The following is a 26,705-nucleotide window of genomic DNA, read 5'->3' as shown; positions in this document are numbered from 1 at the left end:
CTTCTTCCTTATGCCAGGCTCAGGATCGGCGATCCCACAACCACTGTATCACCTTCCTTGACATGCAATTCCTGCACGACACCACCGCGAGACGCTCTGACTTCGGTCTCCATCTTCATCGCTTCAAGCACAACCAGTACTTCCCCTTCCGCAACCACATTGCCAGGCTGAACATTAACCCTGAAGATATTTCCGGCCAGCGGCGAAGAAATCCGTTCCACTTCTCCGGACGATTCAGGCTCCGGCGCTGCAGCCGGAGAGCTGGCTTTAGGCGTTGCCGGTGTAACCGAAGACAACTCACCGGCCGGGCCAACTTCCACGTCATAAACCTGACCGTTCACTTTCACGCTATAAGCTTCAACGCCACCGACTGCTGTAGCCGCCGTCACAGCGGGGGCTGTTTCAGGCTCTGAACCGGGAACTGGCTCAAAGGCATCTGGGTTGTTACGATTTTTAAGGAAATTCAGGCCAACCTGAGGAAAAAGCGCATATGTCAGCACATCATCAACCCGCTCATCAGCCAGAGTAATGCCATCTGCTTTGGCCTTTTCCTCCAGATCTGTTGTCAGTTTGCCGAGTTCAGCCTCAAGCAAATCAGCCGGACGACAAGTCACAGGCTCGGCACCGTCGAGTACCCGGGCTTGTAATTCGGCATTGACCGGCGCCGGAGCCTGACCATACTCCCCTTTCAACACCCCGGCCGTTTCCTTACTGATACTTTTATAACGCTCTCCGGTCAGCACATTTAATACCGCCTGAGTGCCAACAATCTGAGAAGTCGGAGTAACCAACGGAATAAAACCGAGATCTTCACGTACCCGAGGGATCTCCTCCAGTACTTCATCAAAACGATCCGCCGCGCCCTGCTCTTTCAGCTGACTTTCCATATTCGTCAGCATCCCGCCAGGCACCTGGGCCAGCAAAATGCGGGCATCCACCCCTTTGAGGCTGCCTTCAAATTTGGCGTATTTCTTCCGGACATCACGGAAATAAGCGGCGATCGGTTCCAGTTGCTGCAGGTTCAGCCCGGTATCACGCTCCGTGCCCTCCAACATAGCAACCACGGTTTCAGTCGGGGTATGACCGTAAGTCTGGCTCATTGATGAAATGGCGGTATCGAGAATATCCAGTCCGGCTTCAACAGCTTTAACCGCAGTTGCGGTAGACAGGCCGGTAGTCGCATGGCAGTGCAGTGCCAAGGGTACATCACAGGATGCCTTGATCCGTTTCACCAGCTCTTCTGCTTCATAGGGCTTGAGCAGACCAGACATATCTTTAATACAAATAGAATGACAGCCGAGATCTTCAAGCCGCTTGGCTAAGTCGGTCCAGGTATCGAGGGTATGCACAGGACTGGTGGTATAAGAGATTGTGCCCTGAGCGTGGGCGCCGACATCAATGGTTGCCTTCACGGCCTTCTCAAAGTTCCGGACATCGTTCATCGCATCAAAGATGCGGAACACATCCATTCCGTTGGCGTGAGCACGCTCGACAAATTTTTCGACCACATCATCGGCGTAATGACGATAGCCCAAAAGGTTCTGCCCCCGCAGCAACATCTGCATCGGCGTTTTCGGCATCGCTTTTTTCAGCTCCCGGAGACGCTCCCACGGATCTTCGCCCAGATAGCGGATACAAGCATCAAAAGTAGCGCCGCCCCAGGTCTCAAGTGACCAATAACCAATATTATCCAGCTGCTCGGCGATCGGCAGCATATCTTCAATGCGTAAACGGGTCGCAAAGAGAGACTGATGGGCATCGCGTAATACAACATCAGTAATAGCTAGAGACTTGGACATACTCACAAACTCCTTTTAGTTAATGTCCTGAAAACAACAAATCGTCAGGCTTTACGCTGGCGGTACTGCTGTACTGCCGCACTGATTGCCGCAATGACTTCAGGCTGCACCCCACTATGATCAGGGGGAACTGTTGAAGATGGCCGGGGATGAAAATCCGGCTCAGGATCTTTCGGTGAAACCTTAGCTAACAGTTGGACTAAAAAGATCAGGGTGCTGAGAAACACAAAGACCACGACCATACCGGTAACCATGATTGTCGCTGCTTCCCACAGCAAACTGCCTAAATCAGCCATGATTGATTCCTTTCATTACTATTGTGACTGGCGAGTTAACAGTTAACACAGCAAATAAAACCGCATTACATTTGTTAACCTTTCGTCAAAATACCAGCTAACACGCCTAACTTTTCACCAATTCCGAGTAAAAATGTGAACTGGAGCCGGAAAATTTCACAACTAACTGATCCGGCATTAATGCAACCGGGTTAATTGCAATGCGAAATATTCACCATCACAACCTGGCAGCAATCACTGTAGATCGACGAGATCAGCAACATCAGCCATGAGAAAGGATAAGTTTAGTCTGGGGAAAGTGGCTTCTCAGCAACAAGACAAGATTGAAATAAACAAGATAAATAGCAGGCAGGATATAAACGGCAGAAACAAAAAAAGCCCAGCCGAAGCTGAGCTTTTAAATAATGGCGCGTCCGGGAGGATTCGAACCTCCGACCGCCTGGTTCGTAGCCAGGTACTCTATCCAGCTGAGCTACGGACGCGCAGGCTGTATTTCAATAAACCAGTAATATCCTGAATTATCAAAACACTTAAAGAATGGCGCGCTCGGGAGGATTCGAACCTCCGACCGCCTGGTTCGTAGCCAGGTACTCTATCCAGCTGAGCTACGAGCGCGCAGAAATCTTTTTGTGTGACACCGTATTGTATCCAATACCATGTCTTAAATAATGGCGCGTCCGGGAGGATTCGAACCTCCGACCGCCTGGTTCGTAGCCAGGTACTCTATCCAGCTGAGCTACGGACGCGCAGGCTATATTTCAATAAACCAGTAATATCCTGAATTATCAAAACACTTAAAGAATGGCGCGCTCGGGAGGATTCGAACCTCCGACCGCCTGGTTCGTAGCCAGGTACTCTATCCAGCTGAGCTACGAGCGCGCAGAAATCTCTTTGTGTGACACCGTATTGTATCCAATACCATGTCTTAAATAATGGCGCGTCCGGGAGGATTCGAACCTCCGACCGCCTGGTTCGTAGCCAGGTACTCTATCCAGCTGAGCTACGGACGCGCAGGCTGTATTTCAATAAACCAGTAATATTCTGAATTATCAAAACACTTAAAGAATGGCGCGCTCGGGAGGATTCGAACCTCCGACCGCCTGGTTCGTAGCCAGGTACTCTATCCAGCTGAGCTACGAGCGCGCAGAAATCTTTTTGTGTGACACCGTATTGTATCCAATACCATGTCTTAAATAATGGCGCGTCCGGGAGGATTCGAACCTCCGACCGCCTGGTTCGTAGCCAGGTACTCTATCCAGCTGAGCTACGGACGCGCAGGCTTTCTGATTCAAAGAATTAAGATGACTTAGTTCAGAGAAGAGAAATAAATGGCGGTGAAGGAGGGATTCGAACCCTCGATACGGCTACAAACCGTATACTCCCTTAGCAGGGGAGCGCCTTCAGCCTCTCGGCCACCTCACCACGCAAATTAATGGCGCGCTCGGGAGGATTCGAACCTCCGACCGCCTGGTTCGTAGCCAGGTACTCTATCCAGCTGAGCTACGAGCGCACACTTAATTCGGTTGTATTACACCGTATCTATTCAGATACCACGTATTTAAATAATGGCGCGTCCGGGAGGATTCGAACCTCCGACCGCCTGGTTCGTAGCCAGGTACTCTATCCAGCTGAGCTACGGACGCGCAGGCTTTCTTGCTGCATTCCTGAATTTCAGGAACGAGAAAGAATGGCGGTGAAGGAGGGATTCGAACCCTCGATACGGCTACAAACCGTATACTCCCTTAGCAGGGGAGCGCCTTCAGCCTCTCGGCCACCTCACCACACAAATTAATGGCGCGCTCGGGAGGATTCGAACCTCCGACCGCCTGGTTCGTAGCCAGGTACTCTATCCAGCTGAGCTACGAGCGCACACTAATATTTTTTAGCAACACCGCCGATAAAAGGCCATGTTGTGAAATGATGGCGCGTCCGGGAGGATTCGAACCTCCGACCGCCTGGTTCGTAGCCAGGTACTCTATCCAGCTGAGCTACGGACGCGCTGATATCATTGCAAGAAATGGCGGTGAAGGAGGGATTCGAACCCTCGATACGGCTACAAACCGTATACTCCCTTAGCAGGGGAGCGCCTTCAGCCTCTCGGCCACCTCACCGTCTTGCGGGGGCTCATATTACTGCCAGCCAAAAATAAGTCAAACACTTTATCATGAAAAAACGACATTCGCCGCGCGTATGCGCACTTAATAGCCAACAAGGTAATTAATCCGACGCAACAGTCGTTCTATCTTACTTATTTTTAAGAAAATGACGTAAAAGAGCATTATTCCAAACTGGATAAGAATCTAATCTATCAGCAAGAAATATTCAGTTTGGTATTGTTTGTGCCACAGAATTTCAGGGCACAAAAAAGGCCAGCAAAAACGGCCGACCTTCTTCGAATTAGTAGTTACCAGAACCTTGAGTACCGGTTTCTTTTTCCGCTTGAATGCGCATGTAAATTTCTTCACGGTGTACAGATACTTCTTTTGGCGCGTTCACACCAATGCGAACCTGGTTACCTTTAACGCCCAGAACAGTCACGGTTACTTCATCACCGATCATTAGCGTTTCACCTACGCGACGTGTCAAAATTAGCATTTGGGTGCTCCTTGAGTAATCTCAGCTTTATAAGAGTTTAACGTTCATTATCCAAAAAGATTTACGCTACCCATAATAAATAACGTAAACGGTCACTGCTCAAGAAACAGCGAGAAGTGGTCGATTATCCAGACTTTCCGGCTCAACCACAAACCTTTTGTGGACGATATTGACAGCTAATTGATGATCTTCTTCATTAATCAATAAAGTCAGACAACGAGAAGACCGTTTATTTTGACGAACCAGAACACCGGCCTCAGCCAGTTCAGCACAAATTACATCGGCCTTACCCGACATATCATCCCCGACAACAGACAGGGTTGAAACGGCGGCTACCTGGTGCATCTTTTTATCCAGCACGAGTTTAAGTCGCGCCAAATCGTCATTTGCTGTAACAAACTGCGTTGAACCTGCATTCACTACCGAACACCAGCCAGTTATCCCGAACAGGTTTAACTGAGCCTGTAAATCCGATAATGGCATGTCAGTTTCAAGCAGGGTTTGCTGATTCTTAATTGCTATCCCTACGATATCTGATACAGCAGAGCTGTCGAAACTGACCAGAGTCCCCTCTCCTTCTTCAAATGAAGAAAGAACCCTCAAAGGGACACGATGTTGCTGTGCATATTCAACTGACTGTAATTGTAGCACTTTCGCACCGTTTCGTGCCATCGACGTCATATCATCAAAATGAACAACATCAAGACGACGCGCTTCCGGTACTAAGCGCGGATCAGTGGTATAGACACCATCAACATCAGTAAAGATCTGGCATTCGTCAGCATCCAGTGCGCCGGCGATAGCAACAGCCGTGGTGTCAGAGCCACCACGGCCAAGGGTCGTAATATTATTTTCACTATCACGACCCTGGAACCCGGCCACGACAACAATGTTGCCCTGGTCGAGTAGTGTTGTCAGATTTTCTGTTTCTACCTGAATGATGCTGGCATTATTAAATGCATTATCCGTTCGGATAGTAACTTGATCTGCCGTTAAGGAAGTCGCATTAAACCCACGTTTATTCAATGCCATAGCAAGCAACGCGATAGTTACCTGCTCCCCCGTTGATAAAAGTACATCCAGCTCACGCCGGGTCGGCACTTCATCAACCTGTTTAGCCAAACCAAGCAAGCGATTCGTTTCACCAGCCATGGCAGAAACGACCACTACTATTTGATGACCTTGCTGACGCGCCTTTATCACACGTTCAGCGACTGCTTCAATGCGCTCGATACTACCTACCGAAGTACCACCAAATTTCTGCACTAATAGTGCCACTTCACCTCTCCAGTATCTTACAGTTTATCTGCCAACCAAGGGGTAACGGACTCAAGTGCCGCAGGCAGAGCTGCTGCATCTGTACCACCCGCTTGAGCCATGTCCGGACGACCGCCGCCTTTACCGCCAACCTGCTGAGCAACCATGTTAACCAGTTCACCGGCTTTCACTTTGCCAATCAGATCTTTAGTTACACCGGCAATCAGACCAACTTTGTCACCGCTGACATTGCCCAGCACAACGATACCGCTACCCAATTGATTTTTCAGTTCATCAACCATTCCACGCAGTGCTTTGTTGTCTGCACCGTCAAGTTTAGAGATCAGCACTTTCACGCCATTGATCTCTTGCGCCTGATTGATAAGGCCAGCACTTTCCTGCGCAGCCAGCTTGTCTTTCAGTTGCTGGATTTCTTTTTCCAGTTGCTTGCTATGAGCAACCAGAGCGCTAACTTTCGTTGCAACAGAAGCAGCATCCGATTTAACCAGGCTTGCAGTTTCTGCCAGCAGGGCTTCTTGGGCGTGCAGCGCTTCAATAGCTGCCGAACCGGTTACCGCTTCGATACGACGGATACCTGCTGCGATACCACCTTCAGATACGATCTTGAACAGGCCGATATCACCAGTATTCTTGGCATGAATACCACCACAAAGCTCGGTAGAGAATTCACCCATGCTCAATACGCGAACTTCATCATCATATTTCTCACCGAACAGTGCCATAGCACCTTTCGCTTTCGCTGATTCGATATCCATGATGTTAGTTTCGATTGAGTGGTTCAGGCGGATCTGGTCGTTCACCACACGCTCAACTTCGCGAATTTCTTCAGGTTTCACCGCTTCAAGGTGAGAGAAGTCAAAACGCAGAGAGTCAGGCTTAACCAAGGAACCTTTCTGAGCTACGTGCTCACCCAGCAGGTTACGCAGTGCAGCGTGCAGTAGGTGAGTCGCCGAGTGGTTCAAGCTAACAGACGCGCGACGCTCAGCATCAACAGTTGCCGTCAGCTTATCGCCCACTTTCAGGGTACCTTCAACCAGCGAACCTTTGTGGCCAATAGCCGCACCAAATTTCTGAGTATCAGCTACATCGAATTTCACGCCTGCTGCAGTCATTACACCAGTGTCACCGCACTGACCGCCAGACTCAGCGTAGAAAGGAGTGTTGTTCAGAACGACCAGCGCTTCTTCGCCGGCGTTAATGCTGTCAACTGCCTCACCGTCACGGAACAGAGCAACAACGTCGCCTTCGCCTTCTGTTGCTGAGTAGCCGCAGAAATCAGTGTCCGCTTCAACTTTGATTGCTTCGTTGTAGTCAACACCGAACTGACCCGCTTCACGAGCACGCTGGCGCTGAGCTTCCATTGCATCGTTGAAGCCTTCTTCATCGATAGAGAAACCGCGCTCACGAGCAACGTCGTTAGTCAGATCAGCAGGGAAACCGTAAGTATCGTAAAGTTTAAATACGGTTTCACCGTCAAGCACTTTTCCGTCAAGGTTATCAAGCGCTTCGTTCAGAATTGTCATACCGCGGTCAAGCGTACGGCCGAAGTTGTCTTCTTCGATCTTCAGCACTTTCTCAACCATTTCCTGCTGCTTCTTCAGTTCAACACCGGCAGTACCCATGATCTCAGCCAGAGGGCCTACTAGTTTGTAGAAGAAAGCACCTTTCGCACCCAGCTTGTTACCGTGGCGAACTGCACGACGGATGATACGGCGCAGTACATAACCACGGCCTTCGTTTGATGGCATCACACCATCAACAATCAGGTATGCACATGAACGGATGTGGTCAGCAACAACGCGTAGAGACTGGTTAGACAGATCGTCGTAACCGATAACCGCAGCAGCTTCTTTAATCAGAGTCTGGAAGATATCAATCTCATAGTTTGAGTGAACGCCCTGCATGATCGCAGCAATACGTTCGATACCCATACCAGTATCCACAGAAGGCTTAGGTAGCGGTTCCATAGTACCGTCAGCCTGACGGTTGAATTGCATAAATACGTTGTTCCAGATCTCGATGAAGCGGTCACCGTCTTCTTCCGGAGTACCAGGGCGGCCACCCCAGATATGCTCACCGTGATCAAAGAAAATTTCAGTACATGGACCACAAGGGCCAGTGTCACCCATTTGCCAGAAGTTATCTGACTCATAAGGTTTACCGCCTTTCTTGTCGCCGATACGTACGATACGGTCAGCAGGAATACCTACTTCTTTGTTCCAGATATCGAATGCTTCGTCATCTGTCTCATACACGGTTACTAGCAGGCGGTCCTGAGGAAGCTTCAGTACGTCTGTTAGGAATTCCCATGCGTAGTTGATAGCATCGTGTTTGAAGTAGTCACCGAAACTGAAGTTACCCAGCATCTCAAAGAATGTGTGGTGACGGGCTGTGAAGCCTACGTTTTCAAGGTCATTGTGCTTACCACCCGCACGTACACAGCGCTGAGCCGTTGTCGCTCGAGTGTAGCTGCGCTTTTCCAGACCTAAAAATGTATCTTTAAATTGGTTCATACCTGCGTTGGTAAACAACAGTGTTGGGTCGTTAGCAGGTACAAGAGAAGAGCTTTCTACGATCTGGTGACCTTTGCTCTCAAAAAACGCAAGATACGCACGGCGAATCTCATCAGTGCTCATGTACATTGGCAAATCCTGAATAATTGCTTTTTATAAAACCAAAAATATCGCCCTGAGGCGATAAGATGCCCTATTCCCTTAGGAGCTTAGCGTCTTTGCCGGCTCGTATGGCAATAGGTTTAAACGAACAAAATAAAGTCTTTGGGGACTATTGTAAAACAACGGCGGGGGATACGGGAAATGTTATGTTAAAAATTAACGCAATTTGTATTTTCGTTCAGTGCGTAAGCAGGCTGATGACAGCTCTGTGGTCAGAAAACCAGCACATCACTGTCGTATAAAAACTCAGTTTTTCAATATTCGTCTTCCGCATTCAACGCATACTTGATTTGTTCAAAGTCAAAACCACGGTACTGCATGAAACGAAAACGGCGGGCTTTTTCTTTCGGTGTGTCCATCTCGCTGTTGCCAAATTTTCGTAAAGCAACAGCACGGGCTTGCTCAAACCAGTCGATTTCTGTCTCTTCCATTGTTTGGCTGACAACTGTGTCATGGATCCCTTTCATCTTCATTTCCTGTCGGATCCTGAGTGCTCCCCAACCTTTGGCAACCCCGTTTCGCATCAACATAGCGGCAAATCGGGCATCATCCAGCCAGTTATAATCCTGACAGAAAGCAATGGCTTCTGATACATCCTGCTCACTGTAGCCTCGCGCTTTCAGCTTCTTGAACAGCTCTTTTTCTGCATGATCTCGCCGTGACAGGTAACCAATCGCCGCCTCTTTGGCGCTTTGCTTCGGCGCTTGCTTTCTCATAAGTTGTACCTCGATATACAAAACGGGCCTGGTACACTCTGGTACCGGGCCCGTTCAGCTGCCTTGCCCGAAAGCAAGGCAGTATTATTCTTCAGTTCAGGAAGTCCGGAAGCGAATTAAAACGCCTGATCTTCTTCTGCATCCGCAGCTTCGACAGCCTCTTCAGCAGCAGGAGCTGTCGTTGGTGACAAAAGCAGCTCACGCAGTTTCTTCTCCAGCTCTTCAGCTATTTCAGAGTGCTCGCCCAGGTACTTACAAGCATTCGCTTTACCCTGGCCGATCTTATCGCCCTGGTAGCTGTACCATGCACCGGCTTTTTCTACCATCTTGTGCTTCACACCCAGATCAACCAGCTCACCTAGACGGTTAAAGCCCTGACCGTAAAGGATTTGAGTTTCAGCCTGTTTGAACGGTGCTGCAACCTTATTCTTCACAACCTTAATACGGGTTTCGTTACCCACCACTTCATCGCCATCTTTGATTGCACCTGTACGGCGGATATCAAGACGAACAGAAGCGTAGAACTTAAGTGCGTTACCACCAGTAGTGGTTTCTGGGTTACCGAACATCACACCAATCTTCATACGGATCTGGTTGATGAAGATACACATACAGTTCGATGCTTTCAGGTTACCGGTGATCTTACGCATCGCCTGTGAAAGCATACGCGCCTGCAGACCCATGTGGCTGTCACCCATTTCACCTTCAATTTCCGCTTTCGGCGTCAGGGCGGCAACGGAGTCAACCACCATAATGTCGACAGCACCAGAACGAGCCAGCGCATCGGCAATTTCCAGCGCCTGCTCACCTGTATCCGGCTGAGATACCAGTAGGTTGTCGATATCAACGCCCAGCTTCTGAGCATAGATTGGGTCAAGAGCGTGCTCGGCATCAATAAATGCACATGTCTTACCCTGCTTCTGAGCGGCCGCGATAACTTCAAGCGTCAGTGTCGTTTTACCTGATGATTCCGGACCATAGATTTCAACGATACGACCCATTGGTAAACCACCGGCGCCAAGTGCGATATCAAGCGACAGGGAGCCCGTAGATACGGTTTCAATATCCATAGTACGGTTATCGCCCAACTTCATGATGGAACCTTTACCGAACTGCTTTTCAATCTGGCCTAACGCTGCGGCAAGAGCCTTCTGTTTGTTGTCGTCCATTCGACTCTCCAACGGATGCTTAAAATTAATAACGAAGGTTATCTGTGTATGAAGCTTAGTATACTGTCTATTCATACAGTGTCTAGCACTGTATGAAAATTTTTTTGTTCCTTTTATACCTCAGCAACGGGCAATCTTTGCTCAGCCCAATTGCCGCAGGCGCTGCAACATACCAGAGAGTGATTTTTCAATGGCCTGTTGTCTTACCGCATTGCGATCACCATCAAAAAAACAGGTCTCGACCTGCATCCAACCTTGCTTATCTGCCCAGGCAAAGCAGACCATACCGACCGGCTTAGCTTCAGTTCCACCACCCGGTCCGGCAATGCCGCTAATCGCGACACTAATGTCAGCCAGCGAATGCTTCAGCGCTCCGGCGGCCATTTCCCTGACAACCTCTTCGCTGACTGCACCATGCTGTTCGAGCGTGAGCGCAGAAACTCCCAGCATCTGCTGTTTGGCTTCATTGCTGTAAGTAATAAACGCCCGGTCAAACCAGCCGGAACTACCCGCGATATCGGTGATGGCCGCTGAAACCCCGCCACCAGTACAAGATTCAGCAGTAGTCGCAACCCATCCCTGAAGGGAAAGCGCTTCCCCCAACACCTGTGCTAATTGCATCAACTTAACGTCCTTCATGCCGTTTATTTTTGCTGTTGCTACCTTACTCCGACCTCCAGAGTTCGGCAACTCAATACCAACACCAACCGATGGTAAAAAACACAATTGCCCCTTTGCCGACCTGCTCGATTCACGTATCCTAAGCCTCCGGAAATTTAACCGGTTTTATACCAATCGGAACAAGCAAGCAGGCGATATCGTGACAGTGAAAGGTTTAGAAAAGCACACCCCCATGATGCAACAGTATTTGAAGATCAAGGCTGAAAATCCTGATGTTCTTCTGTTCTACCGGATGGGCGACTTCTACGAGCTATTTTATGATGATGCAAAAAATGCCTCTCAGTTACTGGATATCTCCCTGACTAAACGCGGCTCTTCCAACGGTCAGCCAATCCCGATGGCCGGGGTACCGTACCATGCTGTTGAGGGTTACCTGGCCAAGTTAGTTCAACAGGGGGTTTCAGTCGCCATCTGTGAACAGGTTGGCGATCCGGCCACCAGCAAAGGTCCGGTTGAGCGAAAAGTAGTGCGTATTGTCACGCCTGGTACTGTCAGTGATGAGGCGCTGCTTAATGAGCGTCATGACAACCTGATCGCTGCCATTTACCAGAACAACAACGGCTTTGGTTACGCTACTCTGGATATCACCTCAGGCCGCTTTATGCTGACTGAGCCGGAAACCGAAGAAGCGATGCAGGCTGAGCTACAGCGTACCAGCCCGGCGGAACTACTGTATCCGGAAGATTTTGCCCTACCGGGTCTGGTTCAACCGTTTAACGGCACCCGTCGCCGCCCGGTATGGGAATTTGATCTAGAGACTGCTCGTCAGCAGCTGACCATGCAGTTCGGCACCCGTGATCTGGTCGGTTTCGGCGTTGAAAATGCCGAGCGTGGCCTGTGTGCCGCCGGCTGCTTGCTGCAATACGTAAAAGATACCCAGCGCACTGCCCTGCCGCATATTCGCGCAATCACCAAAGACAGCAAAGATGATGCAGTGATCCTGGATGCGGCAACCCGTCGTAACCTGGAACTGACCCAGAACCTTGCCGGCGGCTTTGATAACACGCTGGCATCTGTGCTGGACTACACGGCAACACCAATGGGCAGTCGCCTGCTCAAACGCTGGCTACATCAACCAATCCGTGACGCCAAACAACTGAACAACCGCCTTGATGCCATTGCAGCATTCAAAGATACCGGTATGTTTGTCGATGTGGCCGGTGTACTGCGTAACATGGGAGACCTGGAACGTATCCTGGCCCGCCTGGCTTTGCGCTCAGCCCGTCCACGTGACTTGGCCCGAATGCGTACCGCCCTGCAACACCTGCCTGAAATGGCGGAACTACTGACTGAATTCAACCAGCCACGCATTCATGAGCTGGGACAGTTTGCAGCTCCGATGGACGATATCTGCGAGCTACTGGAGCGCGCAATTATCGAAAACCCGCCGGTAGTTATCAGAGACGGCGGTGTTCTGGCTCCGGGTTACAATGCCGAGCTGGATGAGTGGCGCGATCTAGCCGATGGTGCGACCCGCTACTTGGAAGAGCTGGAAGAGCGCGAGCGTGAACGCCATGATATCGACACCCTGAAAGTCGGCTTTAATCAGGTTCACGGTTTCTATATCCAGGTCAGTCGCGGTCAGAGCCATCTTGTTCCGAGCCACTACGTTCGCCGCCAGACCCTGAAAAACGCCGAGCGTTACATTATCCCTGAGCTGAAAGAGCACGAAGACAAAGTGCTGAACTCCAAATCTAAAGCTCTGGCTCTGGAGAAAAAGCTTTGGGATGAGCTGTTCGACCAACTGCTACCGCACCTTGAGCAGCTACAGAATGTCGCGGCAGCACTGTCAGAACTTGATGTACTAGCGAACCTGGCCGAGCGCGCTGATACCCTGAACTACTGCCGCCCTGAGCTGACGCCTGAAGCTGGTATCGAAATCAGTGCCGGCCGTCACCCGGTTGTTGAGCAGGTACTAAGCGAGCCGTTCATCGCCAACCCGATCTCCCTACACAAAGATCGTCGTATGTTGGTGATCACCGGCCCGAACATGGGTGGTAAATCGACCTATATGCGTCAAACCGCACTGATTGCCCTAATGGCCCATGTCGGCTCTTTTGTCCCGGCAGACTCTGTGAAGCTCGGCCCATTGGATCGCATCTTTACCCGTATCGGTGCTTCAGATGATCTGGCTTCCGGGCGTTCAACCTTCATGGTGGAAATGACCGAAACAGCGAACATCCTGCACAACGCTACAGAAAACAGCCTGGTGCTGATGGATGAGATCGGACGCGGTACGAGTACCTATGACGGCCTGTCTCTGGCCTGGGCAAGTGCTGAATGGCTGGCAGAGAAAATTGCAGCCATGACCCTGTTTGCCACTCACTATTTCGAGCTGACTGAACTGCCGTCATTAATCGATGGCCTGGCTAACGTTCACCTGGATGCTGTAGAGCACGGTGATGAAATTGCCTTTATGCACGCCGTTCAGGAAGGTGCAGCCAGCAAGTCTTACGGCCTGGCGGTAGCCAGCCTGGCTGGTGTACCAAAGTCAGTGATCAAGCGCGCTAAGATCAAGCTTCAACAGCTAGAGGCCAGCGGCCACCAGCAGGCAACAACACCTGCCAGCGTAGTACCGAAAACCGAACAACAGCTGAGTCTGATCCCTGAGCCAAGTGAAGTGGAAGAGGCATTAGCGAATATCAACCCTGACGATATGACTCCACGTCAGGCTCTGGAAGAGCTATACCGCCTGAAAGCACTCCTGTAATAGGAGTAAAACACCGGAACGAGAAAAGGACGCATGACGCGTCCTTTTTTATTCTGTCGTTCTGTAAGCCGGAAACAGGTGTGTTTCTCAACAGTTATCAGCTTACAGGTTTTGTCTACATATCCTGATTAAACAGAGACTCTATATTCAGCCCCTGATGGGTCAGCATATCGCGCAAACGGCGTAGCCCTTCCACCTGGATCTGACGTACACGTTCACGGGTCAGGCCAATTTCACGTCCGACATCTTCCAGTGTCGAAGCTTCATAGCCCAATAAGCCAAAACGGCGCGCCAGTACTTCACGCTGTTTCGGATTGAGTTCCTGAAGCCAGGTGACAATTGATGTCTTGATGTCATCATCCTGAGTTGAGGTTTCCGGCCCTCCACTCTTTTCATCCGGAATAATATCCAGCAACGCCTTTTCCGAATCGCCCCCAATCGGGTTATCCACTGAGCCGACACGCTCATTCAAGCGCAGCATACGGTTAACGTCTTCAACGGATTTATCGAGTTTCAGGGCAATATCTTCAGCAGTTGGTTCATGATCCAACTTCTGCGCCAGTTCACGTGCAGTCCTCAGATAGACATTCAACTCTTTAACGACATGGATTGGCAGGCGGATTGTGCGGGTTTGGTTCATGATGGCACGTTCAATAGTCTGACGGATCCACCAAGTTGCGTAAGTAGAAAAACGAAAGCCGCGTTCAGGGTCAAACTTTTCGACGGCGCGGATCAGACCAAGATTACCTTCTTCAACCAGATCCAACAGAGCCAGTCCACGATTACTGTAACGACGGGAAATTTTTACTACCAGACGCAGGTTACTTTCGATCATACGCTTACGGGCAACTTCGTCACCACGCAAAGCACGGCGGGCATACAGGACTTCCTCTTCCGCTGTAAGGAGTGGAGAAAAACCAATCTCCCCGAGGTAAAGCTGTGTCGCATCCAGAGCTTTCTGTGTTGCTCCGTATTGCGACATATCGACATCATCATTACTACTGGTTTCTTCAGAAGAAGCGGCATTGTTCTCGATCTCTGCCGAGTCAACTTCCATATCTTCATCAAAATCAAAGTTTTCTATGTCTGTAGCAGTATTGCTTCTACTCATAGCGCCTCCCAGATGGCGAGTTAGCAAGACATTACAACTTCACTATGCCATGTTGTCTATTTCGGCAAATACCGTAATGGATTCACAGACTTGCCTTTGTAACGGATCTCAAAATGCAGACGTACACTACTGGTGCCGGAGCTTCCCATTGACGCAATTTTCTGCCCCGCTTTCACCGTCTGCTGTTCTTTTACCAATACTTTTTCGTTGTGAGCATAAGCGCTGAGATAATCTTCGCTATGCTTAATGATCACAAGGTTCCCATAACCACGTAACGCATTTCCTGCATAGACGACCACCCCTCCCGCAGATGCATTTACGGTTTGTCCTCTTCGACCGGCAATATCGATCCCTTTGTTACCGTTTTCTGCACTGGAGAATTTAGCGATGATCCGTCCCTTTGTTGGCCATGTCCAGCCGGAGACCTTGTTGTTAGCACCATACATCTTTTTTGTAACAGGCTTGTTACTTTTTGTGTTTTGAGCGTACTCTTTTGTGCGTTTTGGATCAACACTTTTCTTGGCTGTTTTTTGCACAGGCTTAGCCGGTTTCGGCTTGGCTTTGGGTTTGGCTTTCGGGGCCGGTTTCGGAACTGCTTTTGGCGGGTTTGCCTTAACAACTGTTTTTACTGGGGGTTTAACAATCGGCACCGTTCCGGCTTTACCATAGGCAGGCGCAATATACTTCGGCTTCCACAACTGAAGCTTTTGTCCCGGAAAGATCGTGTAAGGGTGAGAAAGTTTGTTAGCCGCGACGATATCTTTGATATCGCGACCCGTTACATATGAAATAAAGTACAGGGTGTCGCCTTTCTGTACCTCATAGTAGCTACCGCGATAACTGCCCCGCTTGATGCTGTCATAGTCCTTACCGACACTGGTTACCGGTGCCGGAGTGTGGCTGGAACAAGCCGACAGCAACAGACATACCGCTACTGCTGTCATTCGTCTTAACGCTTTTCTCACCACCACACTCATCGGGATTTACGCCAGCTCTCCTGCCACCAGAGGGACAAAACGCACAGCTTCAATATCCTGGGATAAATACTGATCACCATTACGCACAATGCATTTCAGCACCTGATACTCCTCTCCGACAGGAATAATCAAACGACCACCGTCAGCCAGCTGAGCAAGCAGTTCAGAAGGAATTTCTCCTGCTGCTGCTGTCACGATAATGGCATCAAACGGCGCTTTGCTTGCCCATCCCTGCCAACCGTCACCATGCTTGGTGGAGATATTATGCAAATCAAGTTGCTTGAGGCGGCGCTTAGCCTGCCACTGCAATGTTTTAATCCGCTCCACTGAGAAAACATGATCGACAATATGAGCCAGGACCGCTGTCTGGTAACCAGAACCAGTACCAACTTCCAGCACTCGTGATTCAGGGCGCAGCTCAAGCAGCTCCGTCATTTTAGCCACGATATAAGGCTGCGAGATCGTCTGCCCGCTGCCAATCGGCAAAGCATTATTTTCATATGCCTTATGAGATAAGGCCTCATCAATAAACAGTTCTCGGGGTACCGCTAACATCGCTTGTAATACTTTTTCGTCGCGAATACCCAACTGATGTAAGAAAGTTACTAAGCGATGCCGTTCTTCCGCATAACGCATCCTTATTCTGTCTCCATTTGTTTAACCCACTGCTCAACACCACCCATGGCATCATGTGCGGTCAGATCAACCTGCAATGGGGTTATTGAAACATGGTTATGCTCTATTGCATAAAAATCTGTTCCCGGCCCAGCATCCTGACATGCGCCAGGAGGACCCAACCAGTATATCGTTTTACCCCGGGGATCTGTCGCCTTCTCCATTTTCTCAGCCCGGTGGCGGGCACCAAGGCGGGTAACCTGCCACTGCTGCAGCTCAGAGTAAGGTAAATCCGGAACATTGATATTCAATAACTTGTTGGTTGGAAGCGGGTTGTCTGCCAGTTGCTCAACCACCTCCCGGATAACCTGCGCTGCCGTATCAAAATGCTTTGATCCTACCAATGATACCGCAATCGCCGGTACGCCGAGAAAATGTCCTTCTGTCGCCGCCGCTACTGTACCAGAATACAACACATCATCACCAAGGTTAGCACCATGGTTGATACCAGCAATAACAATGTCCGGACGGTAATCCAGCCATTCATTCAGGGCAAAATGGACACAATCCGTTGGCGTACCTTCCACTGAAATCCGATGATTCCCTTCCTCACGAATACGCAACGGATAGTCCAGTGTCAGAGAGTTCGAAGCACCGGAGCGATTACGGTCCGGTGCAACAACTGTAACTTCGGCAATCTCTGCCAATGCCACAGCCAGCGTGTTTATCCCTTCGGCAAAAATACCGTCGTCATTACTGATCAGAATTCGCATGGTCGCCATCCTCTAGCTCACGCTCAATCATTAATTCACGTACAACCGCCGTTGCAAAGCAACCTGCCGGCAAGGCAAAAGATACCACAACATCATCACCTTCCTGCAACCATTCCATCTGCTGTGGTTTTAGCAGTAAAGAACGGCGCTCATGACGCATCCGGTTATCGCGAATCAGTTTCAGCAGCAGAGGTTCCTGCTCAACAACTGCCATTTCCATTGCTTCGGCATCAGCTGTTGTCGGCAGTGCGTTATCACCCATCATCGGAGCAGTAATAGCCAGCTCACCACAGGTTACTTTCGCTTCAAGCTCCGGCGTCACCGACTCGGCAACACAATGCTCATTCTCACCTAACAACCAGTCACCTGCCATCACAGTATTTACCAGCCCCTGTTCGATACGGGATGACAACACCATGTTAAACAACCAGGAACGTGCAGCAGACAGATAGAAACTACGCTTGCTCTTGTCTCTAACCCGAAACTCATCATTACCCCAGGCACGGGCTTTCACGACATTGTTTCCATGGTGGCCAAAACGCTGCTCACCGAAATAGTTAGGCACACCCTGCAGCTTGATTTGCTCCAAGCGGTCAATAACATCTTGCGGCTTATCCAGTTCACTCAGGCGCAGCTGGAACCAGTTGCCGATAAGATCACCCGGACGCAATTTCTTGTCGTGGCGCGCAGTTTCCAGCACTTCGACACCGGGATGTTCCGCAACAAACTGAGTCAGATCCGGATCCGGTTTACCCGGCAGGTGTACGCTCAGCCACTGCTCGGTCACCGCATGGCGGTCTTTAAGGCCAGCCCAGCTCACATCGCGGGATTTCACCCCACACGCTTTAGCCAGCTCATTAACGACATATTTGGTGTTTTCACCCGTTTTACGGATTTTCACCATAAAATGCTCGCCAGTACCGGCAAAATCAAAACCCAAATTTTCGTTAACGACAAAATGTTCAGGCTGGACTTTGATTCGCCCCTGGCACTCTGGTTTACCGTATAACCAGTTAAAGTTGTCCATTACATCAGACATAGATACACCGTATGTTGGCAGCAATATAAACTGCAAAACCCAGTACCGCAGATCATAGTTCGCGATACCGGGAAAAATTCATTATTGTTTATTGATAAGGACCACTGCCTCACAGGCAATGCCTTCTTTACGACCGGTAAAGCCCAGTCGTTCCGAGGTAGTCGCTTTGACATTGATGTTTTCAATATCGGTTTCCAAATCCTCGGCAATAGCCTGGCACATCGCATCAATATGAGGTGCCATTTTCGGAGCCTGAGCAATGATGGTGACATCCAAGTTACCCAGACGATAGCCTTTAGCCTTCACTTTACTATAGACATCACGCAACAAGAAACGGCTGTCGGCACCTTCCCACTCGGCGTCGGTATCCGGGAAGTGGCGACCGATATCACCAGCACCAATAGCACCGAGCAGGGCATCACAAACAGCATGCAGCGCCACATCACCGTCGGAGTGAGCAATCAGTCCTTGCTCATATGGAATGGCCACACCACCAATAATTACCGGGCCTTCACCACCGAATTTGTGTACATCAAAACCGTGTCCGATTCGCATCATGGCTGTTCCTTTGTTAATTGTTGTAGATAAAACTCGGCCAGAGCCAGATCTTCCGGCTGGGTTACTTTAAGGTTATCGGCACGGCCTTTTACCAGCAGCGGCACATAACCGCAGAATTCAAGCGCTGAAGCCTCATCCGTTACCACCGCCCCCTGTTCCAACGCCTGGTGCAGAGAGTCACGCAACTGCTTCACCTTGAACATCTGAGGCGTCAAGGCATGCCAGAGATCATTACGTTCAACGGTTTCAGCAATGCCGTTTTGGCCATTACCGCGCTTCATAGTGTCGCGTACCGGTGCCGCAAGGATCGCACCACAATCACTTTGCTGCGCTTGCGAAATCAGTTTTTCCAAATCGGTTATACGCAGACAAGGGCGGGCTGCATCATGAACCAGCACCCAGCTATCTTCATTTTCAATCGCCGCCAGACCGGCAAAGACTGAGTCAGCACGCTCTGCTCCACCGTCAACCACGGTAATACGCGGATCATTTGCCAGCGGCAACGCGGAAAAATACGGGTCGGTTTTGCTAATAGCAATGATCACCCGCTCAACAGCCGGATGACTGAAAAGCCGATCGATCGTATGTTCTAAAATAGTTTTACCTACTATTTGCAGGTATTGCTTGGGACGGTCTGCCGCCATTCGGCTACCGACACCGGCTGCCGGTACCACTGCGGTGATCTTATCTGTCATTGGTAAGGTATTCATTCAACGTTTATAGCAGTAGCCATCGATTTTCACTTGCCAGTTAATAACAGCAAAGGAAAAACAGGCTCAGTCACCGACAATGCGAAAGAAGGTTTCTCCCGGCTTTATCATGCCGAGTTCATTACGGGCACGCTCCTCAACGGCTTCCTGGCCTCGGTGCAGGTCGTGGATTTCTGCGTACATTTGCTGGTTTCGCTGTAACAACTCAGCATTAGCCTGCTGCTGTATTGCCACATTCTCTTTGACTGCCATGTAATCCATCATGCCATTCTTACCAAACCAGAAGTCATACTGGAGCCAGCTTAATACAACCAGCAGTGCGAGTGTTAACAAACGCATGCAAATCCCCGTTCTTTCACACAATTATTTCTGTTTTCAAGCAATTCTGTTCCCGAAGGGAACACGGTAAGCACAACCTGCTGAACGCAAGGTTCATGCACTCCCTATATCAATTGCAAGACGATAATAATCCCATAAAGCGATAAATGTGACTAGCTCCGATTACCAGACAGGGCAAGTTTTCCCCTTAAATTTAGATGTACGGCGCACGCAAAAAAAAACCGCCTCCAAAAGAGGCGGTTCATATTCTGAAGCTGACAAGTCAGCCAGAAGTCAGGTCAGCGATTAAGCTTGGCCTTTAACTTCTTTCAGACCGTTGAAAGGAGCACGCTCACCTAGTGCTTCTTCGATACGGATCAGCTGGTTGTACTTAGCAACACGGTCAGAACGGCTCATAGAACCAGTCTTGATCTGGCCAGCAGCAGTACCAACAGCCAGGTCAGCGATAGTTGCATCTTCAGTTTCACCTGAACGGTGAGAGATAACTGCAGTGTAACCAGCGTCTTTAGCCATCTTGATTGCAGCCAGAGTTTCAGTCAGAGAACCGATCTGGTTGAACTTGATAAGGATTGAGTTAGCTACGCCTTTCTCGATACCTTCAGCTAGGATCTTAGTGTTAGTTACGAACAGATCGTCACCAACTAGCTGAATCTTATCGCCAAGAAGTTTAGTCTGGTGTGCGAAACCATCCCAGTCAGACTCGTCCAGGCCGTCTTCGATAGATACGATTGGGTACTGAGCAACTAGGCCTTCTAGGTAGTGGTTGAATTCTTCAGAAGTGAATTTCTTACCTTCACCTTTAAGGTCGTAGATGCCTTCTTCTTTGTTGTAGAACTCAGAAGCAGCACAGTCCATAGCAAGAGTTACGTCTTTGCCCAGCTCGTAACCAGCAAGCTCAACAGCTTCCTTGATTGCAGCTAGAGCAGCAGCGTTAGATTCTAGGTTAGGAGCGAAACCACCTTCATCACCTACAGCAGTGTTCAGGCCTTTGCCTTTAAGAACTTTAGCTAGGTTGTGGAATACTTCAGCACCGATGCGTAGCGCTTCTTTCAGAGTTGCTGCACCGATTGGCTGGATCATGAATTCCTGGATGTCAACGTTGTTGTCAGCGTGCTCACCACCGTTGATGATGTTCATCATTGGTAGAGGCATAGAGAACTGACCAGCAGTACCGTTTAGCTCAGCGATGTGCTCGTATAGAGGCATACCTTTAGCAGCTGCAGCAGCTTTAGCGTTCGCTAGAGATACAGCTAGGATTGCGTTTGCACCGAAGTTAGACTTGTTCTCAGTGCCGTCTAGGTCGATCATGATCTGATCGATGTCAGCTTGAGCTTTAGCGTCTTTACCTACTAGAGCTTCAGCGATTGGGCCGTTCACAGCTTCAACAGCTTTAAGAACACCTTTACCTAGGAAACGAGACTTGTCACCGTCGCGTAGCTCAAGAGCTTCACGAGAACCTGTAGATGCACCAGATGGCGCAGCTGCCATACCTACGAAACCGCCTTCTAGGTGAACTTCCGCTTCAACAGTTGGGTTACCACGAGAATCGATAATTTCACGACCTAGAACTTTAACGATCTTAGACATTGTGTTTCCTCTTGCTTTATCTTCAAATTAAAAGCTAAAAAAATAGCTGCAGCCATAACCGCTACAGCTATCCGTAATCCTTACTTAGTTAGCTCACCGCGCTGGTTGTCTCCAGCCGCTTTCACGAAGCCTTCAAATAGAGGATGGCCATCGCGAGGCGTTGAGGTGAACTCAGGGTGGAACTGAGCAGCCACAAACCATGGGTGGTTAGGGATCTCGATGATTTCCACCAGTTTCTTGTCTGCAGACAGACCAGAAATCTTCAGACCCGCTTTCTCCAGTTTAGGAAGCAGGTTGTTGTTTACTTCATAGCGGTGACGGTGACGCTCATGAATAGTTGGGTTACCGTATAGTTCACGCGCTTTTGAACCTTCTGCAAGGTGACACAGCTGAGAACCAAGACGCATTGTACCGCCAAGGTCAGATGTTTCATTACGCTCTTCAACGTTACCTTCACTATCAACCCATTCTGTGATCAGGCCAACAACAGGGTTTTTAGTCTCAGGGTCGAACTCAGTTGAGTGCGCACCTTCAAGACCAGCAACGTTACGTGCGTATTCGATCAGTGCTACCTGCATACCCAGGCAGATGCCCAGATAAGGAATCTTGTTTTCACGTGCATAATTCGCAGTCAGGATCTTACCTTCAACACCACGGTTACCGAAACCACCTGGTACCAGGATTGCGTCAAGGCCTTCCAGTACTTCAGTACCTTTAGACTCAACATCCTGTGAATCAACATACTTGATTTTCACAGACAGACGGTTCTTAAGACCTGCGTGCTTCAGTGCTTCGTTCACTGACTTATATGCATCTGGCAGTTCGATGTACTTACCAACCATACCGATAGTTACTTCGGCTGTCGGGTTCGCTTCTTCGTAGATTACCTGTTCCCACTCAGACAGATCAGCTTCTGGCGCTGTAATACCAAAACGCTTACATACCAGGTCATCAAGACCCTGCGCTTTGATAAGCTGTGGAATCTTGTAGATAGAATCTACGTCTTTCATCGAGATAACAGCTTTCTCTGGAACGTTACAGAACAGAGCAATTTTCGCACGCTCGTTCGCAGGGATCATACGATCGCTACGACAGATCAGAACGTCTGGCTGAATACCGATAGAAAGTAGTTCTTTAACTGAGTGCTGGGTTGGCTTGGTTTTCACTTCGCCCGCCGCTGCCAGGTAAGGAACCAGAGTCAGGTGAGTGAACATTGCACGATCACGACCCAGTTCTACCGCTAGCTGACGGATAGCTTCCATAAATGGCAGAGATTCGATATCACCAACAGTACCACCAACTTCAACAATCGCGACGTCGTGGCCTTCAGCACCAGCAATAACGCGCTCTTTGATCGCGTTAGTAATATGTGGGATAACCTGAATAGTTGCACCAAGGTAGTCACCACGACGCTCTTTACGCAGCACGTCTTCATAAACACGGCCAGCAGTAAAGTTGTTGCGTTTAGTCATCTTAGTACGGATGAAACGCTCGTAGTGACCCAGGTCAAGGTCGGTCTCTGCACCGTCTTCCGTAACGAATACTTCACCGTGTTGAATCGGGCTCATTGTGCCTGGATCAACGTTAATGTAAGGGTCTAGTTTCATCATGGTCACTTTAAGACCACGTGCTTCTAGAATAGCTGCCAGAGATGCTGCAGCAATACCTTTACCTAGGGAGGAAACAACACCGCCCGTAACAAAAATGTAATTCGTTGTCATGTTTAACCTGGAAGATTGGTGTAGAGGATTAAAATGTATCTGGACGGGAAATTAGTATACCAGACACACTTTATCGCCACAACGTGAAAACTATCACAGCATTAGCTGTTTTTTTTTGTCTCAAATCAAATATACCGAACAGCATGACTATTGAGTCATATGATATAAAGCAACGCCCCTCCGTGAACTATCCATTTGTTCGGCCTAACCTTCCTGTTTTTTGACCTTCTCCCACTCCTGATCGAGCATTTCCAGCGAACAGTCATCAAGACGCTTTCCTTGTTCTAGCACACTTTTTTCAACTTCGCGAAAACGACGCTCAAATTTCCTGTTGGCGCGCTGCAGGGCAAGCTCTGGTTTCACCTTCAGATGCCGGCTTAAGTTCACCGCAGCAAACAATAAATCCCCGACTTCTTCTTCGATCTTATGCTGTTCAGGTGACACCTGGATGACTTCATCCATCACTTCGTCAATTTCTTCCCTGACCTTATCAACCACCGGGCCAATGCTATCCCAGTCAAAACCGTGCTTGGCACAACGCTTCTGAATTTTATCGGCACGAGTCAATGCCGGCATTGCTTTCGGTATATTGGCCAGAATACTGATGTCTTCGCCCTTCGCCTCGCGCTCCTTAGCCTTCTCCGCTTCCCAGTTCGCATTGATGGCGGCTTCATCGGCAAACTCTGCCTCACCGAACACATGTGGATGGCGACGGGTCAACTTTTCATTGATGCCGCTGACTACATCATCAAAATCAAACAGTCCCTGCTCTTTGCCTAATTGACTGTAGAAAATCACCTGAAACAACAAGTCTCCCAACTCTTCGCGAACGTCATCCCAGTTTTGCTGCTCAATCGCATCCGCCACTTCATACGCTTCTTCAAGGGTATGCGGCACTATCGTGGCAAAGCTCTGCTTCAGATCCCAAGGGCACCCATTTTCCGGATCCCTCAGGGTTGCCATAATTTCAACCAGGTGTTCAATAGGTGCTTGCTGCTTGTTGCTCATACGGAAATATCTTTTATCTGTTAAAAAAAAGCGGGCAGCACTGGCTCCCCGCTTATTGTTTTTATCTTGCGCTAGTGCAAAAGACTAGTACAGTCGCTTGGCTTCAGCGACATCTTTTACATGCTCAATCCGCTTCAATACCCGACCCAGCACTTCCAAATCTGTCAGTTCAAGTTCGAAGTCAAGAATCGACATCTGCTTCTTAAAGTCGACACGGCTCTTCATGCCTGACACTTTGACTTTCTCATTAGCGAAAGTATTGGTCAGATCTTTGAGCAAGCCGTTACGCTCCGAAGCGGTTACCCGCACCGTGATGTTGTAGTTGCCGACAAAACCACTGCCCCAGACGGTATCGATGATACGCTCAGGTGCCACATGGCGCAGCTCATCCAACTGCTCACAATCGCTACGGTGAACGGAAATACCACGGCCCTGGGTGACAAAACCTTGTATATCATCGCCCGGAATCGGCTGACAGCAGCGTGCCAGGTGAGTCATCAGGTTATCAACCCCTTCCACTACCACCGCATCACGGTGTGGTTTCTTGGCTGCACCTTTAGCTCCGGCTTCGGTCAGTTTTTCCAGCAATTGCTGGTCTTCTTCCTCAGCAGTCGGCTTGTTCACCAGTGCATTGATGTGGTTAATAACCTGGTTGATACGCAGATCACCGCTACCGATACCGGCATACAGTTCAACAGGCGAATTTACATTGAATCGCTTAAGCGCATAAGCTTCAGCATCTTTCAATGTTGCACCGATTTTTGCCAATTCTATTTCCAGAATTTCTCGACCAGCTGCAATATTCTTGTCGCGATCCTGCTTGCGGAACCAGGCATGTACCTTGGCTCGGGCGCGGCTTGAGGTAACAAAACCCAAATTCGGGTTCAGCCAGTCGCGGGACGGATTCGGCTCTTTCTGAGTGATAATTTCCACCTGATCGCCCATCTGTAGACGATAGGTGAATGGGACAATGCGTCCTTCCACCTTGGCACCGATACAACGGTGCCCGACTTCAGAGTGAATGTGGTAGGCAAAGTCCAGTGGCGTTGCGTTTAACGGCAGGTCAACCACATCACCTTTCGGCGTGAAAGCATAGACGCGATCATCAAACACCTGGCTACGCAGCTCTTCAAGCATCTCACCGGAGTCTGACATCTCTTCCTGCCAGGCTAGTAGCTTACGCAACCAATTAATTTTCTCGTCGTAGGAAGAGCGTGCACCGCCCGAAGATGAACCGCTTTCCTTGTACTTCCAGTGCGCAGCCACACCCAGCTCCGATTCCTCGTGCATCTGCTTGGTTCGGATCTGGATTTCGATGGTTTTACCTTCCGGCCCCAGCACTACTGTGTGGATCGACTGATAACCGTTAGGTTTCGGGTTGGCGACATAGTCATCAAACTCTTTCGGCAAATGACGGTACTTGGTATGAACCACCCCCAACGCGGCGTAACAATCCTGCAGCTCCTCGGCGATGATACGAACTGCACGCACATCGAACAATTCGTCAAACGCCAGGCTCTTCTTCTGCATCTTGCGCCAGATACTGTAGATATGCTTCGGGCGACCATGTACCTCGGCCCGGATCTGAGACGCTTTCATCGATTCCGCTAAGTCATTTACAAAGCGTTCAATGTACTGCTCACGGTCAATCCGGCGCTCGGAAAGCTGTTTAGCAATTTGTTTGTAGGTAACCGGGTGGTTATAACGGAAGGCGTAATCTTCAATTTCCCACTTCAGCTGGCCGATACCCAAGCGGTTCGCCAGCGGGGCATAGATATTGGCACACTCTTTCGCTGCAGCGCGGCGCACCTCATCCGGCTCATCCTTCACTTCACGCAGGTTACAAATGCGTTCAGCAAGTTTGATAACCACGCAGCGGAAATCATCTACCATCGACAGCAGCATACGGCGGATATTATCAACCTGTGCCGATTGTGCCGCCCCTTCAGTGGTGGCGTTGAGCTGACCGATTGCAGCCATCTGGCTGACACCGGTAACCATTTGCAAAATAGTGTTGTTGTAATCTTCGTTGAGCTGCTCAGGTTCATACAGCCCAGCTTCAACCACAGGGAATAACAGGGCTGCGACCAGAGTATCTTTGTCCATGCTCAGAGTAACAAGGATCTCCACCATTTCGCGGCCACGCCACAACAATAGCGGCGCTGACTTATCCCCTGTCGTTAATTCGATACACCGCTGGTAAGCCTTCAACACATGTTTGGCAACCTTTGGCTCCTGCTTCAGGCTTTCAACCCAAGCAGCGGGCTCGAATGTATGATTTTCCTTCAAATGCGCACCGCGAACTGCGACCATTTCTCTTTCCTGTCTTTCTCTAAACGTGATTAAAC

Annotated in this window: 21 protein-coding genes and 14 tRNA genes; 1 reads left to right on the top strand and 34 read right to left on the bottom strand. The window is 49.6% G+C overall.

The genetic code is table 11. The features are described 5' to 3' along the window. Positions 1–8: 8 nt before the first annotated feature. The 22 genes from oadA to pncC form a co-directional block, all read right to left on the bottom strand. On the bottom strand, positions 9–1,799 hold the full coding sequence (oadA, locus tag AACQ93_RS03090; RefSeq protein ID WP_064602099.1) for a sodium-extruding oxaloacetate decarboxylase subunit alpha: 1,791 nt from the start codon (positions 1,797–1,799) through the stop codon (positions 9–11). A gap of 44 nt (positions 1,800–1,843) precedes the next feature. Next, complete coding sequence (locus AACQ93_RS03085) at positions 1,844–2,095, bottom strand: oxaloacetate decarboxylase subunit gamma (RefSeq protein ID WP_064602096.1); 252 nt, start codon at positions 2,093–2,095, stop codon at positions 1,844–1,846. A 405-nt stretch (positions 2,096–2,500) separates the two neighbouring features. After that, positions 2,501–2,577: transfer RNA gene (locus AACQ93_RS03080), tRNA-Arg, on the bottom strand. 56 nt (positions 2,578–2,633) lie between these two features. Further along, a tRNA-Arg gene (locus AACQ93_RS03075) sits at positions 2,634–2,710 on the bottom strand. 54 nt (positions 2,711–2,764) lie between these two features. Next, positions 2,765–2,841: transfer RNA gene (locus AACQ93_RS03070), tRNA-Arg, on the bottom strand. Between the two features lie 56 nt (positions 2,842–2,897). Next, a tRNA-Arg gene (locus AACQ93_RS03065) sits at positions 2,898–2,974 on the bottom strand. A 54-nt stretch (positions 2,975–3,028) separates the two neighbouring features. Further along, a tRNA-Arg gene (locus tag AACQ93_RS03060) sits at positions 3,029–3,105 on the bottom strand. Between the two features lie 56 nt (positions 3,106–3,161). After that, positions 3,162–3,238 (bottom strand) — tRNA-Arg (locus AACQ93_RS03055). 54 nt (positions 3,239–3,292) lie between these two features. Then, positions 3,293–3,369 (bottom strand) — tRNA-Arg (locus tag AACQ93_RS03050). A 55-nt stretch (positions 3,370–3,424) separates the two neighbouring features. Further along, a tRNA-Ser gene (locus tag AACQ93_RS03045) sits at positions 3,425–3,517 on the bottom strand. Between the two features lie 11 nt (positions 3,518–3,528). Continuing rightward, positions 3,529–3,605: transfer RNA gene (locus AACQ93_RS03040), tRNA-Arg, on the bottom strand. 56 nt (positions 3,606–3,661) lie between these two features. Then, positions 3,662–3,738: transfer RNA gene (locus AACQ93_RS03035), tRNA-Arg, on the bottom strand. Positions 3,739–3,783: 45 nt separating this feature from the next. Next, positions 3,784–3,876: transfer RNA gene (locus AACQ93_RS03030), tRNA-Ser, on the bottom strand. An 11-nt stretch (positions 3,877–3,887) separates the two neighbouring features. Next, a tRNA-Arg gene (locus tag AACQ93_RS03025) sits at positions 3,888–3,964 on the bottom strand. Between the two features lie 52 nt (positions 3,965–4,016). After that, positions 4,017–4,093, bottom strand: a tRNA-Arg gene (locus AACQ93_RS03020). A gap of 20 nt (positions 4,094–4,113) precedes the next feature. Then, a tRNA-Ser gene (locus AACQ93_RS03015) sits at positions 4,114–4,206 on the bottom strand. A gap of 286 nt (positions 4,207–4,492) precedes the next feature. Beyond that, positions 4,493–4,690 (bottom strand): carbon storage regulator CsrA, encoded by a 198-nt coding sequence (gene csrA, locus AACQ93_RS03010; protein ID WP_036800069.1) that lies wholly within the window; start codon positions 4,688–4,690, stop codon positions 4,493–4,495. A gap of 99 nt (positions 4,691–4,789) precedes the next feature. Then, entirely contained in the window at positions 4,790–5,968 is a 1,179-nt protein-coding gene (locus AACQ93_RS03005) for an aspartate kinase (protein ID WP_007466402.1), read from the bottom strand. Positions 5,969–5,985: 17 nt separating this feature from the next. Beyond that, entirely contained in the window at positions 5,986–8,610 is a 2,625-nt protein-coding gene (alaS, locus tag AACQ93_RS03000; RefSeq protein WP_007466401.1) for an alanine--tRNA ligase, read from the bottom strand. Positions 8,611–8,897: 287 nt separating this feature from the next. Continuing rightward, positions 8,898–9,359 (bottom strand): recombination regulator RecX, encoded by a 462-nt coding sequence (recX, locus tag AACQ93_RS02995; RefSeq protein WP_007466400.1) that lies wholly within the window; start codon positions 9,357–9,359, stop codon positions 8,898–8,900. A 116-nt stretch (positions 9,360–9,475) separates the two neighbouring features. After that, positions 9,476–10,528: a recombinase RecA gene (recA, locus tag AACQ93_RS02990; RefSeq protein WP_007466399.1), complete on the bottom strand. Its 1,053-nt coding sequence runs from the start codon at positions 10,526–10,528 to the stop codon at positions 9,476–9,478. A gap of 141 nt (positions 10,529–10,669) precedes the next feature. Beyond that, positions 10,670–11,167, bottom strand: a complete 498-nt coding sequence (pncC, locus tag AACQ93_RS02985; protein ID WP_064602093.1) for a nicotinamide-nucleotide amidase — start codon at positions 11,165–11,167, stop codon at positions 10,670–10,672. Positions 11,168–11,381: 214 nt separating this feature from the next. Here pncC and mutS point away from each other — a divergent pair, with 214 nt between their 5' ends. After that, positions 11,382–13,919 carry a DNA mismatch repair protein MutS gene (gene mutS / locus AACQ93_RS02980; RefSeq protein ID WP_369808732.1) on the top strand — a complete coding sequence of 846 codons (2,538 nt, stop codon included), beginning with the start codon at positions 11,382–11,384 and terminating at the stop codon, positions 13,917–13,919. Between the two features lie 115 nt (positions 13,920–14,034). On the opposite strand, the gene rpoS is transcribed toward mutS, so the two are convergent. From rpoS to relA, 12 genes are all read right to left on the bottom strand, one after another. Beyond that, positions 14,035–15,030: an RNA polymerase sigma factor RpoS gene (gene rpoS, locus AACQ93_RS02975; RefSeq protein WP_007466396.1), complete on the bottom strand. Its 996-nt coding sequence runs from the start codon at positions 15,028–15,030 to the stop codon at positions 14,035–14,037. A gap of 56 nt (positions 15,031–15,086) precedes the next feature. Further along, positions 15,087–16,007: a peptidoglycan DD-metalloendopeptidase family protein gene (locus AACQ93_RS02970; RefSeq protein WP_064602082.1), complete on the bottom strand. Its 921-nt coding sequence runs from the start codon at positions 16,005–16,007 to the stop codon at positions 15,087–15,089. A 6-nt stretch (positions 16,008–16,013) separates the two neighbouring features. Further along, positions 16,014–16,643: a protein-L-isoaspartate(D-aspartate) O-methyltransferase gene (locus AACQ93_RS02965; protein WP_007466394.1), complete on the bottom strand. Its 630-nt coding sequence runs from the start codon at positions 16,641–16,643 to the stop codon at positions 16,014–16,016. Between the two features lie 2 nt (positions 16,644–16,645). Next, on the bottom strand, positions 16,646–17,395 hold the full coding sequence (gene surE / locus AACQ93_RS02960; RefSeq protein ID WP_064602079.1) for a 5'/3'-nucleotidase SurE: 750 nt from the start codon (positions 17,393–17,395) through the stop codon (positions 16,646–16,648). Continuing rightward, entirely contained in the window at positions 17,376–18,434 is a 1,059-nt protein-coding gene (gene truD / locus AACQ93_RS02955; RefSeq protein ID WP_064602076.1) for a tRNA pseudouridine(13) synthase TruD, read from the bottom strand. Before truD ends, surE begins: the two co-directional genes overlap by 20 nt. An 81-nt stretch (positions 18,435–18,515) precedes the next feature. Further along, entirely contained in the window at positions 18,516–18,989 is a 474-nt protein-coding gene (ispF, locus tag AACQ93_RS02950) for a 2-C-methyl-D-erythritol 2,4-cyclodiphosphate synthase (RefSeq protein ID WP_007466391.1), read from the bottom strand. Beyond that, complete coding sequence (ispD, locus tag AACQ93_RS02945; protein ID WP_064602073.1) at positions 18,989–19,687, bottom strand: 2-C-methyl-D-erythritol 4-phosphate cytidylyltransferase; 699 nt, start codon at positions 19,685–19,687, stop codon at positions 18,989–18,991. Before ispD ends, ispF begins: the two co-directional genes overlap by 1 nt. Before the next feature lie 81 nt (positions 19,688–19,768). Further along, entirely contained in the window at positions 19,769–20,041 is a 273-nt protein-coding gene (gene ftsB, locus AACQ93_RS02940; protein ID WP_064602070.1) for a cell division protein FtsB, read from the bottom strand. 285 nt (positions 20,042–20,326) lie between these two features. Then, positions 20,327–21,628 (bottom strand): phosphopyruvate hydratase, encoded by a 1,302-nt coding sequence (eno, locus tag AACQ93_RS02935; protein ID WP_007466388.1) that lies wholly within the window; start codon positions 21,626–21,628, stop codon positions 20,327–20,329. 80 nt (positions 21,629–21,708) lie between these two features. Further along, positions 21,709–23,349 carry a CTP synthase gene (locus AACQ93_RS02930; protein WP_064602067.1) on the bottom strand — a complete coding sequence of 547 codons (1,641 nt, stop codon included), beginning with the start codon at positions 23,347–23,349 and terminating at the stop codon, positions 21,709–21,711. 204 nt (positions 23,350–23,553) lie between these two features. Beyond that, positions 23,554–24,357 carry a nucleoside triphosphate pyrophosphohydrolase gene (gene mazG / locus AACQ93_RS02925; protein WP_064602065.1) on the bottom strand — a complete coding sequence of 268 codons (804 nt, stop codon included), beginning with the start codon at positions 24,355–24,357 and terminating at the stop codon, positions 23,554–23,556. 84 nt (positions 24,358–24,441) lie between these two features. Further along, positions 24,442–26,670, bottom strand: coding sequence for a GTP diphosphokinase (gene relA / locus AACQ93_RS02920; protein ID WP_064602062.1), 2,229 nt, complete (start codon positions 26,668–26,670; stop codon positions 24,442–24,444). Positions 26,671–26,705: the final 35 nt, after the last annotated feature.

Source organism: Photobacterium sp. J15, assembly GCF_963870815.1.
In the GTDB taxonomy this organism is placed as follows: Bacteria; Pseudomonadota; Gammaproteobacteria; order Enterobacterales; family Vibrionaceae; genus Photobacterium; species Photobacterium marinum.
Note: the sequence above shows the minus strand (reverse complement) of the source record. Positions and strands in the feature narration are given on the sequence as shown.